Annotated in this window: 15 protein-coding genes and 1 tRNA gene; 7 read left to right on the top strand and 9 right to left on the bottom strand. The window is 47.6% G+C overall.

Annotation, left to right across the window (positions count from 1 at the left end; genetic code table 11):
• Positions 1-89 precede the first annotated feature (89 nt).
• The gene (locus P1P86_14595; GenBank protein ID MDF1576414.1) at positions 90-254 is read right to left on the bottom strand and encodes a hypothetical protein; all 165 of its coding nucleotides are present in this window, start codon (positions 252-254) and stop codon (positions 90-92) included.
• Positions 247-1,356 carry a hybrid sensor histidine kinase/response regulator gene (locus tag P1P86_14590; protein MDF1576413.1) on the bottom strand — a complete coding sequence of 370 codons (1,110 nt, stop codon included), beginning with the start codon at positions 1,354-1,356 and terminating at the stop codon, positions 247-249. The genes P1P86_14595 and P1P86_14590 overlap by 8 nt, the downstream gene beginning before the upstream one ends.
• 291 nt (positions 1,357-1,647) lie before the next feature.
• On the opposite strand from P1P86_14590, the gene P1P86_14585 reads away from it, so the two are divergent.
• Positions 1,648-3,153, top strand: coding sequence for a glutamine synthetase family protein (locus P1P86_14585; GenBank protein MDF1576412.1), 1,506 nt, complete (start codon positions 1,648-1,650; stop codon positions 3,151-3,153).
• A 3-nt stretch (positions 3,154-3,156) separates the two neighbouring features.
• Here the strand turns inward: P1P86_14585 and P1P86_14580 are convergent, their stop codons facing one another.
• Positions 3,157-3,531: a hypothetical protein gene (locus P1P86_14580; GenBank protein MDF1576411.1), complete on the bottom strand. Its 375-nt coding sequence runs from the start codon at positions 3,529-3,531 to the stop codon at positions 3,157-3,159.
• 96 nt (positions 3,532-3,627) lie between these two features.
• Between P1P86_14580 and P1P86_14575 the strand changes: the two genes are divergently transcribed.
• Positions 3,628-4,344 carry a tryptophan-rich sensory protein gene (locus tag P1P86_14575; GenBank protein MDF1576410.1) on the top strand — a complete coding sequence of 239 codons (717 nt, stop codon included), beginning with the start codon at positions 3,628-3,630 and terminating at the stop codon, positions 4,342-4,344.
• Positions 4,345-4,378: 34 nt separating this feature from the next.
• On the opposite strand, the gene P1P86_14570 is transcribed toward P1P86_14575, so the two are convergent.
• From P1P86_14570 to lysS, 3 genes are all read right to left on the bottom strand, one after another.
• Positions 4,379-4,451 (bottom strand) — tRNA-Thr (locus P1P86_14570).
• 7 nt (positions 4,452-4,458) lie between these two features.
• A complete protein-coding gene (locus P1P86_14565; protein MDF1576409.1) occupies positions 4,459-4,635 on the bottom strand; it encodes a MarR family transcriptional regulator in 177 nt (58 codons plus the stop codon).
• A gap of 37 nt (positions 4,636-4,672) precedes the next feature.
• Positions 4,673-6,406, bottom strand: coding sequence for a lysine--tRNA ligase (gene lysS / locus P1P86_14560; protein MDF1576408.1), 1,734 nt, complete (start codon positions 6,404-6,406; stop codon positions 4,673-4,675).
• Between the two features lie 97 nt (positions 6,407-6,503).
• On the opposite strand from lysS, the gene recJ reads away from it, so the two are divergent.
• Positions 6,504-8,219: a single-stranded-DNA-specific exonuclease RecJ gene (gene recJ / locus P1P86_14555; GenBank protein ID MDF1576407.1), complete on the top strand. Its 1,716-nt coding sequence runs from the start codon at positions 6,504-6,506 to the stop codon at positions 8,217-8,219.
• Here the strand turns inward: recJ and P1P86_14550 are convergent.
• The 3 genes from P1P86_14550 to purE are packed head-to-tail and all read right to left on the bottom strand — an operon-like array spanning position 8,216 to position 11,544.
• Positions 8,216-10,195 carry a helix-hairpin-helix domain-containing protein gene (locus P1P86_14550; GenBank protein MDF1576406.1) on the bottom strand — a complete coding sequence of 660 codons (1,980 nt, stop codon included), beginning with the start codon at positions 10,193-10,195 and terminating at the stop codon, positions 8,216-8,218. The genes recJ and P1P86_14550 overlap by 4 nt on opposite strands.
• A complete protein-coding gene (locus P1P86_14545; GenBank protein MDF1576405.1) occupies positions 10,185-11,024 on the bottom strand; it encodes a hypothetical protein in 840 nt (279 codons plus the stop codon). Before P1P86_14545 ends, P1P86_14550 begins: the two co-directional genes overlap by 11 nt.
• 7 nt (positions 11,025-11,031) lie before the next feature.
• Positions 11,032-11,544 (bottom strand): 5-(carboxyamino)imidazole ribonucleotide mutase, encoded by a 513-nt coding sequence (gene purE / locus P1P86_14540; GenBank protein MDF1576404.1) that lies wholly within the window; start codon positions 11,542-11,544, stop codon positions 11,032-11,034.
• Between the two features lie 93 nt (positions 11,545-11,637).
• Between purE and hpt the strand changes: the two genes are divergently transcribed.
• From hpt to P1P86_14520, 4 genes are read left to right on the top strand one after another with little or no spacing between them, the layout of a single operon-like run.
• Positions 11,638-12,186, top strand: coding sequence for a hypoxanthine phosphoribosyltransferase (gene hpt, locus P1P86_14535; GenBank protein MDF1576403.1), 549 nt, complete (start codon positions 11,638-11,640; stop codon positions 12,184-12,186).
• Between the two features lie 47 nt (positions 12,187-12,233).
• Complete coding sequence (locus P1P86_14530; protein MDF1576402.1) at positions 12,234-12,809, top strand: adenylate kinase; 576 nt, start codon at positions 12,234-12,236, stop codon at positions 12,807-12,809.
• A gap of 21 nt (positions 12,810-12,830) precedes the next feature.
• Positions 12,831-13,820: a GTPase ObgE gene (gene obgE / locus P1P86_14525; protein ID MDF1576401.1), complete on the top strand. Its 990-nt coding sequence runs from the start codon at positions 12,831-12,833 to the stop codon at positions 13,818-13,820.
• Between the two features lie 5 nt (positions 13,821-13,825).
• Positions 13,826-14,428 carry a phosphatase PAP2 family protein gene (locus P1P86_14520; GenBank protein MDF1576400.1) on the top strand — a complete coding sequence of 201 codons (603 nt, stop codon included), beginning with the start codon at positions 13,826-13,828 and terminating at the stop codon, positions 14,426-14,428.
• Positions 14,429-14,437: the final 9 nt, after the last annotated feature.

Below are 14,437 nucleotides of genomic sequence, written 5' to 3'. Positions count from 1 at the left end.
AGGCGTAAACAACTTCCTAATCCTGCGAAGCATCACGGATACGGCCTTGAAAAACAAGCAGCCCGTTTTGAATGCTCTCAATCTTATCGCTAAATTGGCAGGGACTGATTAGTTACCTCCGACAAGGATTTACTGAATTGCTGAATGAGGTAGGTCTCCACGAAATTCCTGGCAATCAGATAAATACCTCCCCTGTTGATGTTCACCATAATGGCAAACAGGCGCATCAGGGAGTTAAGCATTGCTTCATTCATTGGGGAATACCATTTTCATTTTTCCTTTTGTCCCCACTGTTTTCTCAAAGACCAGATGCCCTTTATGTGCAATCATGATCGCCTGGGAAACAGCCAGGCCAATTCCTATTTTCAGGTTGAGCGAAACATCCTTGAATGAAAACTGGTCTGTCAGAATATCTAAAAGTGTGTCCGAATAGTTGCTTCCCCCGTCTTTAATATGGCATTCCACTCTACCTTCCTGCACAGTCGTAAGAATGACAAGTTCACCATTTCTTTCTGTATGCTCCCTGGCGAAGCGGATCAGATTTACCAGGCAACTGACAAGCAGGTCGGAGTTTCCCCTGACCATTAACTCGCCTGAATCAAATTGTTTAATAAGCTTAATATCCACCTCTTTGAGCTCTTCATTAGTCTCTATAATACTGTATTGAACCACCTGTTTAAAGGCAAGCTGCTGCAGGTCCAGAACGAATCCCGGTGATTTCAGGGTCGAGATCTGCTGGGCCAGCGTGGAAAACTGCTCAAGTTTGAATACCGATTGATCCAGAATGTTGACCACCCCGCTGAGTTCATCACCTTCAATTTTGGATTTTAAGAGATGCAGGGTTCCCATGATATGGTTCAGAGGGGGACTGATTTCATTGGTGATTGAATGAATAATCTCTGTTTTAAGTCCATCCAGGTTCAACAATTCGGCATTCACTTTCTCAAGCTCCTTAAGTATTTGCTGGTTCTTCTTTCTCAGGTGATAGACTTCCATGGAACTTTTAATGGTAGCCCTTATTTCATCTGCTTTAAATGGCTTCTGGATGTATCCATGAATCCTGCCCACAATGACCGCTTCAATCACTGTTTCGACATCCGTATATGCGGTAAGCAGATATCTGATTATATCAGGATATTTGTCTGCAACGATTTCCAGCAGTTCTATACCGGTCATTTCCGGCATTCGCTGATCGGAAACCATGACCTGAATCTCTTTTTCCTCCATGATCTTCAGAGCTTCGTGAGGAAATTCAGTGAGGGTAATGTCAAAATCGTTTTTAAAAGTCTCCCTGAACAAGATGAGATTTACGGATACATCATCCACATAGAGTACGGCAGGTTTGTTTTCGGACATGCGCAATTGGTTTATGGGTTGAGTGGCTGTTTTAAAGATAACTTAAAATCGAATAGGATGGCTAACTAATCAGTTTCACAGATTGTTAAAAATTTTTTCATAATTAAAACCGGACATCTAGTCCATAAGGAAGTGGGGTTTACTATAAAGTACAAAAAATCCGGATATCATTTAAGACCTTCTGTTTCCATACAGGAATAAATGATGTTGGGAAGCACATGACAGACAGGAATATCGTGCCTGAATAATATCTAATTTCACAAGCAGTAAAAACCCAATCGAACTAAAGCTATGAGAGACCTGGAAGTTTTAATGAATCCGAACAGGATGGTAAGGCATCTTCAGAAACCAGCCCGTGAGTTTACAAAATATGACATCATCAAGTTTATCGGCGATCATCATATTGAGATGTTAAATTTCAGGTATGTGGGTGAGGACGGGAAACTGAAGGCGCTCAATTTTGTCATTACCAGCAAAGATTACCTGGAGTCGATTTTATCTACCGGAGAGCGTGTCGATGGATCAAGCCTGTTCTCCTATGTGGAGGCTGAATCCAGTGATTTGTATGTGATTCCCAGATTTCGTACCGCTTTTGTTAATCCCTTTACAGACCAGCCTTCTTTAGATATACTCTGCTCTTTTTATACAAAAGAGGGGCATCCTCTGGAAAGCGCACCGGAGTATATCCTGAAAAAGGCTTCCAGTCTGTTTACTGCAGAAACCGGCTTTACTTTCAAGGCCATGGGGGAGTTGGAGTATTATATTATCAGCGAGAAGAATGACCTGTACCCCGCGAGGGACCAGGGCGGGTATCATACGGCAGCTCCATTTGCAAACTGGGAAAAACTGAGACTAGAAGCTCTGCAGATTATTGCTCAGTGTGGCGGTAAGGTCAAATACGGGCATTCGGAGGTGGGGAATTTTTCTACCGATACCCATATGTATGAACAACATGAAATTGAATTTAATCCGGTGGAGGCTGAAGAGGCGGTTGAACAGCTGTTGGTCGCCAAGTGGATCCTGAGGATGCTTGGCCAGAAATATGGAGTGACCATCAGTTTTAGTCCCAAGATTACTGTGGGGAAAGCAGGAAGCGGACTCCATATTCATTTCTTAATTGAAAAGGACGGAGTTAACTATATGGCTGATGAGCAGGGGCTGACTGATACCGCAAAAAAAATGATCGCAGGAATTCTGGATAAGGCACCATCCTTAACTGCCTTTGGGAACACCATACCGACTTCATATTTAAGACTGGTGCCCCACCAGGAGGCTCCGACCATGGTTTGCTGGGGCGACAGCAACCGGTCCGTATTGGTGCGCGTACCCCTGGGATGGATCGCCAAGACCAGTATGATTAAGGATGCTAATCCGCAGGAAAGGGGCGAGGTTCCGTATATTTCCGGAAAGCAAACCGTTGAATTCAGAGTTCCTGACGGTTCTGCCGACCTGTATCACCTGATGGCTGCAATCATCCTGGCATCAAAAGAAGGTTTGCTGCATGAGGATTCATTACAAAGAGCCAAAGACCTGTATATTGATGTTAATATTTTCAGGACGGAACACAAAGATATTCTGGACCGTTTGGTCGCTTTGCCGGCCTCCTGTTATGAATCTGCACAGTCTCTGGAGAAAGAGGCTGACTTTTATAAAAAAGATGGTGTTTTTCCTGAAGGGACAGTAAAGAGCTTTGTTGATAAACTGAAGGCATTTGACGATCGCAAATTAAGCGAACGCTTATACAACAAAACCGGGGAGGTAAAGAAGCTGGTGGATGAGTACCTGCATTGTATGTAAAAATCACTCTACGGAGTGGAACCACTGAATGGCATCTTCATAGTTGGTGTAGGTCCCGACTGTAATCCCCTGGCTGTTGGAACAAAGTTCCTGAAAAACAGCCTTATCAAAACTGACTCCGGGGAGTGCAAGCAAAGCAATCTTATCCCGGAAAGAATCAGGGTAGTTCACTACTACCTGCGCAAGTTCAAAGATATCCTCTGTGGAGAGCAGCCATTGTGTCCGGCGGAAATCAAGAAGAATTTCATAATCTGCGGGCGGACGTTTCGCTTCCGCCAGGTTATATAGTCTGGCTTTACTCTCCTCAAAATCAATAATTCCATCATCAGATACCATCAGATAGTCTGTGGACCGGATGATCTTAATTTTTGTGGCCATTTTTGTCTTTAATATACGAGTTTTGAATTAAATATCTTGAAGGTATTCAATCCTTATATTTTTTGTAGTTTTAATAAAAATCAAAGCCTACGGTCTATGCTTCGCTACATCGCACTTCTTTTCTTCGGGGCCATGGTTTATGTGAACTACCTGGCCAATTCGCTGCCGATTAACGGGAAAACAACCGGTCAGCTGTCCGATGCCTATCCCAACCTTTTTGTGCCTTCGGGGATTACATTCTCCATATGGGGAATCATATATCTGTTGCTTGCTGTTTATTGCGTGCTGCAGTTTTTACCTGCTTCAAAGGAAATAGCTGTCAGGCTAAGCTGGCTGTTTATTATTTCCTGTGTGTTCAATGGCTTATGGATCGTGGCATGGCATTACCAGAAACTTCCCTTATCATTACTGCTGATGCTTGGCTTGCTGGTTTCACTTATTCTGATCAATCTTCTGCTTAAGGATTTGCCAATGGGGCTTTTGAAAGCAGCATTTGGCATATACCTGGGTTGGATCTGTATGGCCACCATAGCGAATGTTACGGCATTCCTTGTAGATGGCGGATGGGGAGGCATGGGTATTTCGCAGGAGGCATGGACCATAATTTTGATTGCCACAGGTACAATGATTGTATCGCTAACCATACTGAGAATCGACAATCCCTTTATCGGTCTTTCAGTGGTATGGGCTTTTACCGGCATAATCATAAAACGCTCGGCTGACTACAGAAGCATTGTTATCGCAGCAGCCATTGGGATATTTATTGTGGGTCTTATCACTATTCTTGCTTTCCTCGGGAAGAGGATGGGGTGACAAAAAAAGGCCCCGACTAAAAGACCGGGGCCGGAGCCTCCCACGGGACTCGAACCCGCGACCTGTTCATTACGAATGAACTGCTCTACCAGCTGAGCTAAGGAGGCAATTTTTTTATTTAGGTTCCCAGAAACACCTTTTGGGAGAAACAATGGTCCCTTCCTTTTTAAGCGTGGCCATGGCCTTATCCACAGCTTTCCGGTCCAGCCTCGAAATTTCAGCTATTTTACCCGCGTTTACAGGTTCCCCGGCTTTTTTCATGGTTTCCAGAACCAGTTCTTTTATTTCCATAATCCGTGTATATTTAAGTTAGGGTATATGACAATCATTACCTGATCCATTCCTGCACCTGCTCCATGGTCACCGTTGGGATCTCCAGCTTGTTCTTTTTCCGGTAGCCCATCATTTTCTGGTGGAGACGGCCCGGTTTTTCTTCGGCCTTGATTTTTTCGACGGAGTCGTAGCCCAGGACCTGCATGTGTTCCAGCCACTCCTCGGGGATGCCCAGCTCACGGAAGGGTTCCCCGGAGGGCTTGCCCTGGGCCCTGGCCCCGGCCTCGGGTTTCATTTGCGGGAAGAAGAGCACCTCCTGAATGCTGCTCTGGTTGGTCATAAGCATGACCAGACGGTCCATTCCCAGTCCCATCCCCGAGGTGGGAGGCATGCCGTACTCCAGGGCACGCACAAAATCCATGTCGATAAACATCGCTTCATCATCCCCTTTTTCGGATAGTTTAAGCTGATCCTGGAAGCGCTCCAGCTGGTCGATGGGATCGTTGAGCTCGGTGTAGGCATTGCAAAGTTCTTTCCCGTTGACCATCAGCTCGAAGCGCTCGGTCAGCTCCGGGTTGTCTCGATGTTTTTTGCAAAGCGGCGACATCTCCACGGGGTAGTCGGTGACAAAGGTCGGCTGGATCATAAAAGGTTCGGCCTTTTCTCCGAAAATGGCATCAATGATCTTCCCCTTCCCCATAGAGGCGTCCAGTTCCACCTCCAGGCGATCTGCAATATCCCTCAGATTGGCCTCATCTTTTCCTGCGATATCATATCCGGTATGCTCTTTGATGGCATCCAGCATGGTAATTCGTCTGAACGGACGTTTGAAATCGATTTCCTGGTCACCCACCTGTACCCGGGTGGTTCCGTGCAGGTCCAGGGCAACCTTCTCAATCATTTCCTCGGTGAAGTCCATCATCCACCTGTAATCCTTATAAGCCACATAAATCTCCATCACAGTAAACTCAGGATTATGGGTGCGGTCCATCCCTTCGTTACGGAAGTCCTTGGAGAATTCATATACCCCATCATAGCCCCCGACGATAAGTCTTTTCAGATAGAGTTCGTTGGCAATCCGAAGGTAGAGTGGAATGTCCAGTGCATTGTGATGGGTAATGAAGGGGCGGGCAGCAGCACCTCCGGGAATGGGTTGAAGGATGGGGGTTTCGACCTCCAGGTACCCTCTTTCGTTGAATAGTTTTCGAAGGGTGGTATAGATCCGGGTCCGTTTTCTGAAAAGTTCACGCGATTCCGGGTTCACGATCAGATCCACATAGCGCTGACGGTAGCGGTATTCGGCATCGGTTACCGCATCATAGATCTTTCCGCCGGCCTCCTTTACGATGGGCAGGGGCCTGATGGATTTGCTGAGTAGTATCAGCTCTTTCACGTGGACGGATATTTCCCCGACCTGGGTACGAAAAGCATATCCCCTCACGCCGATAATATCCCCGATGTCGAGAAGTTTTTTGAATACCGTATTGTATAGAGTTTTGTCCTCCTCCGGGCACAGGTCGTCCCGCCGGATGTAGATCTGAATCTTTCCTGAAGAGTCCTGGATTTCTGCGAAAGATGCGTTTCCCATAATGCGCCTGCTCATAATTCTTCCGGCCAGGCAAAGCTCTTTAAAAGCTTCTTCATTCTCTTCAAACCCCGCGATGATATCAGCCGCATGATGGCTGGTTTTAAACAGTTCGGGAGGATAGGGATTGATGCCCAGTTTCCTGATCTCTTTCAGAGAATTTCTCCTGATCTGTTCCTGTTCGCTATGCTCGGGATGATGCATTTCTCTTTTTATTTTTCCGGTCACAAAGGTATAAAAAAGATTATGTTAATTTTGCAGGGAGCGGGGGAGAGTCCACCTGCTAAATTTCCTGAAACAGATGAATAGGAACTGGGTCATAAAATCACCGGGTAATGAAGAAGAGATTACTTCCCTGTCCGGTGAACTGGGCATTGACAGGCCCCTGGCCCAGTTGCTGGCCCAGCGTAATATCAAGACCTTTAAGGAGGCCAGGGAGTTTTTCCGTCCCGATCTCGCCAATCTTCATGATCCCTTTCTGATGAAGGACATGGACAGGGCTATCGAACGTATTCAGGAGGCCATCCAGGACGGAGAGAAGGTGATGGTTTACGGAGACTATGATGTGGATGGGACTACCGCAGTTGCCCTGGTCTATTCCTGTTTCAAGACTCATTTCAAGGATATCGATTACTATATCCCTGACCGCTATGATGAGGGTTACGGAATCTCGCTCAAAGGGATAGATTATGCGGCCCGGCATGGATTCAGCCTGGTAATAGCCCTGGATTGTGGAATCAAAGCAGTGGAAAAGATTGATTATGCCCGCAGTAAGGGGGTAGAGTTTATTATTTGTGATCACCATAATCCCGGTGATAAGATCCCGAATGCTGTAGCTGTACTGGATCCAAAACAGCCGGGTTGTCCCTATCCTTACAAGGAGCTGTCGGGTTGCGGGGTGGGATTAAAACTGGTTCAGGCCTATGGAATGAGGAATGGTCTGGATGCCTGTAATATCTACGATTATCTGGACTTGGTGGTGGTCAGCATTGCCTCAGACATTGTCCCCATTACGGGTGAAAACCGTATACTGGCCCATTTTGGACTAAAAAAACTGAATGATGATCCATCCATTGGCATGAAAGCCATCAAAGAAGTAGCAGGTATCGACAGAAAGGGGATCACCATTGAAGATATTGTTTTTAAAATAGGCCCGAGAATTAATGCTGCAGGGAGAATGGAGTCGGGCAAGAAATCGGTCGACCTGCTGGTTTGTGAGAAAAGCTCAGATGCCCGGATTATCAGCAAAAAGATCAACAATTTCAATCTGGATCGCAGGAACATTGATACTGAAATCACCCGGCAGGCCATTGAAATGATCCAGGGCGATGCTTCTCTCAGGATGAAAAACTCCACGGTACTTTATAATCCCGAATGGCACAAAGGAGTAATAGGAATTGTTGCCTCCAGGTTGCTGGATCATTTTTACAGACCTACGGTGATTCTTACCAGGTCCGACGGACTGGTAACCGGATCGGCCCGGTCGGTAAATGGCTTTGACCTTTACCAGGCCATCGAATCGTGCAGTGATCTCCTTGAAAATTTTGGTGGACATAAGTATGCTGCGGGGCTGACTATGAAGGTGCAGAACCTTCCCGTTTTCAGAGAACGTTTTGAGGAAATAATCAAAGAGACTATCGATCCCGAGCAATTGATTCCTGTGGTTGAGATTGACACGGAGCTCCAACTTACAGAAATCACAGATAAATTCTTCAGGATTTTAAAACAGTTTGAGCCCTTTGGCCCCGAGAATGTTAGTCCGGTATTTCTCTCTGAAAATGTGGTTGATAACGGGTATGGCCGTACGGTAGGCACCAACGGCGAGCATTTGAAATTAACCCTGATCCAGGAGGAGAATCCCTTTAAGGTTTTTAATGCTATCGGTTTTCACAAGGGGAATCTTTTCGATCAGATTAATAAAGGAACACCCTTTGATATTTGTTACCAGCTGATGGAAAATGATTTCAGGGGCAAAGTCAGTCTGCAGATAAATATCCTCGATCTGAAGTTTGACTAAAGCTTCAGCTGCCACTGGAGTGATGCTTCCCACTTTCGAAGGTCCATGTTTGTGACTGCAGATATTTTTGCCGAGATGCTGATCCGCGGTGCTGGTTTTATAGTCAGCAGAAAGGTGGTTTTCTGTCCCTTCCCATAGTAGGAGGGAAAGCTGAAACTATAGTAGAAGCCCGGTTCATACAGGTAGATCCTGTTTTCCCAGTCATTTATTCGGAATTGCACAAATTGCATAACTAATTTCAGATTTGGGGATGGACAGAGCATTACCTGCTGCATAACGGCATACCCGGGAAGAGCCTGCTTCTGCTGAGAGTATCTGGAGATCACCAGCCTGCTTTGCCACTGGAAGTGATCCAGATACTTATACTTTATTTGTCCATCCATCCTGCTTACCCTGGAATCTATCAGGGGGCGCAATTTGCCCTTATTGACGGCGGGGGTTGATTGCCAGTTTTTGCTGACCACCCGGAGCCTCCACTGTATTTGTTTTTTTCCCGGATTGTGCAGAGAAAGATCCACCCTGTTCCCGCTGGAAGGAAGCTCCGACAGGTACCGGGGTGCCCGGTACCGGAATAGTTCGCCGCTTAGTTCCGCCGAGATGAATTTTCCAGTCTCTGCCTTCAGATAAAAAGCCAGGCCCTGTTCATTTTTTATAGCGCTTCCTGATGCGTAGGAGGAAGGGCAGGAGCCCAGGTAATCAGTTCCATAGTGGTGTAATAAGAGAGTAGCCTGAATAAAATCGTTCAGCATATAGCTCGACCCGATAAGGCTTGCCAGTGATCCCCCAGCGTTCAGAGCCATTTCTCCGAAAAACTGGGTTCTGTTTTTTTGCCAGTTTCCATGCAGACTGGCTTTATGGCGCAGGACTGTTCCTGGATCTGAACCCAGGTATGCCAGGGTTTTTCTGGTGGGAAAGAAGCATTCTGTTCCACTCATGATTCCCAGGGCAAGCTGGCGATGGCTGTAAAGGACCTGAACCCCGGCGTGGACCCTGGAAGCCAGCCCTCTGCCTTCCAGTTCACCTGCGGTTCTGTAGAGGCCGCTTGTAAGCTGGTAATCCGGCCAGTTCCCGGCCTCCGTGTTTTTCAACAGAGCGGATGGAGAAAGGCTCAGGGGCTGACAGGAGGTCCAGATAAGGAATCTGGCCTTATTCAGCTCAAACTGACAGGCGAGTCCCTGCTCAAAACCGGACTCAGTTTTGGATGCATAGGGCCGGATCCTGGAGAGTGACTGACGGTTGATACGAAGCTTTCCGGGCCGATGCAAATATCCGTCACCGTTTACCAGTCCCATGCCCTGGTTCATTTTAAAGTTGCCAAGTACGATCTGATTGAGAAAACCCTGGCCTTCGAAGGAGAGATAGCCTGAAAGAAACTGGGGCCTGTTTTTATAAAGAAATGCTTCCCCGGCATCTTTCTCGTATGTTAGTGCCAGGGAGAGCCGGCTGCTCATTCTGGATCTGATTCTGACACAGGTAAACAGCGGGGGACCTGTATGAGCATTTTTCCAGAGGGTTGTGGAATCATCCGGGGAATTCCCGGTGCCCGGGCAGGCTCTGGCCAGATTGATCTGAAACCGGTGTTGCGTCCGGGTTTTTTCTTTGGCCTCCCAGGCCGGGTTCAGGATAACAAAGGGTGAGATTTCAGTAACTTTGCCTGGATGGAAGCCAGGAATCACGGCCAACTCCTGAATGGAGTAAATTTCCCCAAATTCTTCCCGGTATTTTAACAGTTGATGAAGCTGGTAGGGGGTAAATAAAGCTGATGCTTCCAGTTCTTCGGGAGAGGCATTGTTAAGGTCCAGAGATGCTTCCCCGTTTTCCATCCATTCGTTTAGTACAGATTCAGGGATAAAAGCCGATTCGCTCCGGTACAGGAGGCCCTCCATCTCCTGGGAGCTAAGCGGAAGCTGGGCTTTCAGAGGTCCGGGGATCCATATCAGGATGATCAGCAGGCCATTTTTAAAATTACCACGCATGAGTCATGGATGTATAGGGAGACAGGCCGGAACCGGTCCGGAAGAGGAATGAAAATTCCAGGATCCATCCGGGAAGTTTTACAGAGATTCCCCAGGAAATAGTGAATGGCTCACTGCGGATCCCGGTTTTTAAAGTGGCCCGCGGTCCCAGGCTGGACTCCAGTCCGCTGCAGAGGCTGAAGTTCTGTTCAGGATGGAAGTGTAACTCTGAGTAAAAGCAACCCGATCGCAAAAAGGAGCAGGAGCAACCGGCTGCGACAGACAATTGATTCCGGAAGGGACTGACTGCGCTGGAACTCCACCCGGCAGGATGGAGCAGGTGGGTTCCAAGTTCCCAGTGTTCGTTGATCCTGATCAGAAGGCCCAGGGCAAAGCTACATCCGGGAGCATGGAAGAATTGCTCTGAAAGTACGGAATGCCAGAGGTGTATTCCCGCTCCGGCGCTGATCCCGGGATAAAGTTGCATTCCATAGGAGATCCACAAAGAGCTTTGTCTGAAACCTTTGAGTCCACGCGTGGCCAGAGCAATCCCCAGGGCCCCCGACCCTGTTATCAGCTGGCCGGTAAGGGAGGAGGTGCCCAGCTCTTTGATCAGGAAGGGCCGGCTATGGTCTATGGAAAGGCTGGATTGCTCAATAAAACCCAATCCCGCCTGGTTCTGATTTGCACAGGAATATCCCCCGGAGGTGACATAGCATCCTCCCAGGGAAGCTGCAGAAGCATCCAGCCAATATACCTGACCTGCCAACCGGGCATGGGCCAGGGACAAAAAAAAGACCGGGATCCATATTCCCGGTCTTTTTAACAGCCACCTGCGTGGAGATATCATGGTTCCGTCAATTGGTTTTAAATTTAAATTTCACCTCCTTTAGTTCTTCGTTGGCCTTCACTATTTTGGAAGCCAGGCTTTCCTTGAACCTGAGCATTTTCTGCAACACTTCAGGATCTCCGGTGCCCACTATCTGGGCGGCCAGGATTCCGGCATTTCTTGCACCATCGAGCCCTACTGTTGCAACCGGTATTCCCGGAGGCATCTGCAGGATACTCAGTATGGAATCCCAGCCATCGATGGAGATGGATGCCTTAATGGGTACTCCTATGACCGGCAAAGGCGTTAACGCAGCCACAACCCCGGGTAGGTGCGCTGCTCCGCCTGCTCCGGCAATAATCACCCTGATCCCTCTTCCTGCAGCATTCCTGGCAAAGTCCATGGCCTGATCAGGTGTCCTGTGGGCCGAGAGAGCATTGATCTCGAAAGGAATCTCAAATTCGTCAAGCAGTATTGCTGCCTGCTCCATAACGGGAAGGTCTGATGTGCTTCCCATGATAATGCTTACTTTTGGATTCATTAGTTTATGTAGATTTGCAATGATTATCGGTTAACGAATTTACAATAATTTTTATTCCTGCATTTTGATGCCTACTTTCAAATAAAAAAACATATGGCAAACAGTAGTATTGTACAGGTCCATGATAAATATTTCGAGCCCTTTATTTCTGAAGCGGCCATTCAAAAAGAAGTAAGTCGCCTGGTCCTGGAGATGAGACATGATCTGGCCACAAAGGATCCCATTTTTCTGGGGATATTAAATGGTGCCTTTATGTTTGCAAGCGACCTTTTTAAACAGCTGGATTTCCCCTGTCAGATTACCTTCCTGAAACTGGCGTCCTATAGTGGAACCCAGTCCACCGGAAGTGTCAAACAGCTTATCGGGATCAACCGGGATCTGAAGGACCGGGTGGTTGTGGTGCTGGAAGATATTGTTGATTCAGGGGTGACCCTGGATACGATAATCAGACAATTATCGGGCTATGAGCCTGCCGAGATCCGTGTAGCCACCTTTCTGCATAAACCGGAAGCCACCGTCAAAAAGGTGAAACTCGACTACGTGGGGATGACGATTCCCAACAACTTCATCCTGGGCTATGGACTGGACTATAACGGCTATGGCAGAAACTTCAGGGAAATATACCAATTGCTGAATGATTGAGGCAAATGTTTACTATTTTGGGGCTTGTCAAAAAAAACTGAAAAATCATGCTGAATATTGTATTATTTGGTCCTCCGGGATCGGGAAAAGGAACACAATCGGAAAAGATAATTGCGAAATATGGTCTGTTACATATCTCAACCGGCGATCTCCTCAGGGAGCAGGTAGCTATGCAGACAAAACTGGGGTTGCAGGCCAAGGAGATTATGGATAAGGGAGAGCTGGTTTCAGATAAGATTGTGATTGGAATGATCAAAAATAAACTGAAGGAAAACAAGGGCGGCCCTGGCTTTATTTTTGACGGATTTCCCCGGACCGTTGAACAGGCAAGGTCGCTGCGAAATGCACTGACCCAGTATGACGAACGTATTGGAGTAATGATCTCTCTGGAAGTGCCACGCGAAGAGCTGGTTAAGAGGCTTTTGAAACGGGGAGAAGAAACAGGTCGCACCGATGATAATCTGGAGACCATCAACAACCGCATTGATGTTTACAACCGTCAGACCATCCCGGTGACTTATTACTACCAAAAGATGCGTAAACATGCAGCCGTGGAAGGCACGGGTACGGTGGATGAAATTTTTAAGCGCATACAAAAAGTTATTGCCAAAGTAAAGGACTAACTGCTGTTATTGTTTTGACTCATGTCCAACGCCAACTTTGTTGATTATGTGAAGATCTTTTGCCGTTCAGGCAATGGAGGTGCCGGTTCGGCTCACCTTCACCGGGATAAAATGACCCGGAAAGGCGGGCCTGACGGCGGGGATGGCGGAAGAGGCGGGCATGTGATCATCAAAGGAAACAGTCAACTCTGGACCCTGCTGCATTTTAAGTATAAAAGGCATGTGTTTGCCACACATGGAGGGGCCGGAGGAGCTGATCTGAAAACAGGAGCCAGTGGGGAGGATGCCTGTATCGAGGTTCCCCTTGGGACGGTGGCCAGGGATGCTGAGAGCCAGGAAGTGCTTTTCGAAGTAACCTCCCATAATGAGGAAAAGATCCTGATAACGGGAGGGAGAGGAGGCCAGGGCAACGATCATTTCAAGTCACCCACCAATCAGACACCCAGGTATGCACAGCCCGGCGAACCGGGAGGGGAGGGTTGGTTTATTCTTGAATTAAAACTACTGGCCGATGTGGGTCTGGTAGGAAAGCCAAATGCAGGAAAATCTACCTTGCTGGCTGCCATATCAGCGGCAAAACCCAAAATCGCCGACTACCCCTTTACCACTCTGGTCCCTAACCTGGGGATTGTGAAGTACCGGGATGGCCGATCCTTTGTTATGGCCGATATTCCCGGGATTATTGAGGGAGCAAGCGAGGGGAAGGGGCTTGGGCACAGGTTCCTGCGGCATATTGAGAGGAATTCCATGTTGATGTTTCTGGTCCCCTCCGACAGCCCTGATATTGCAGAGGAGTACCGGGTGTTACTGAAGGAGCTGGAAGAGTATAATCCCGAGCTGCTGGATAAGCAACGTTTGCTGCTTATTACTAAATCCGATTTGCTCGATGATGAGCTTAGCGCGGAGATAAAGAAGGAGTTGCCGGAAGTCAAATATCACTTTATTTCTGCAGTGGCCAACCAGGGGCTGGTTAGTCTTAATGATACCATCTGGAAGATGCTGAACTCCTGATCGACATGATGGATTGGATCCTGCAACTCGACACACGCTTATTCCTGGCCATCAATGGCTGGCATAATGAGTTTTGGGATGGGATCATGTGGTGGATAAGTGGCAAGGACACCTGGTGGCCCTTTTATCTGCTTTTGCTCGCTTATATGGCCTGGAAGAAACGATGGCAGCTTCTCCCCATGCTGCTTTTTATCATCCTGGTGGTCACTCTGGCCGATCAGACCTCGGTTCATCTCTTTAAGAATGTCTTTCAAAGGCTGAGGCCCTGTCATGAGCCCTCACTGGAGGGCCTGGTACATCTGGTTAATAATAAGTGCGGCGGACAGTTTGGTTTTGTATCCTCCCATGCGGCCAATACATTCGGAGTTGCCTTTCTGATACTTTTATGGATCAAAAAGAGATGGATTACAGCGATTATGATTTTATGGGCATTGCTTGTGGGGTACAGCCGGATTTACCTGGGGGTGCATTATCCCGGCGATGTACTGGCAGGCGGAATATGGGGAGCCGGATGCGGCTGGCTGTTATTCCTGCTGTTCAAATGGGTCCTGTCAGAAGTCCCGGAAAACTGGTGGATTGTTTCCAGAGCTGGCAGGACAGAATCCTGATATATTTCA

Source organism: Bacteroidales bacterium (assembly GCA_029210725.1).
Classification (GTDB): Bacteria; Bacteroidota; Bacteroidia; order Bacteroidales.
Note: the sequence above shows the minus strand (reverse complement) of the source record. Positions and strands in the feature narration are given on the sequence as shown.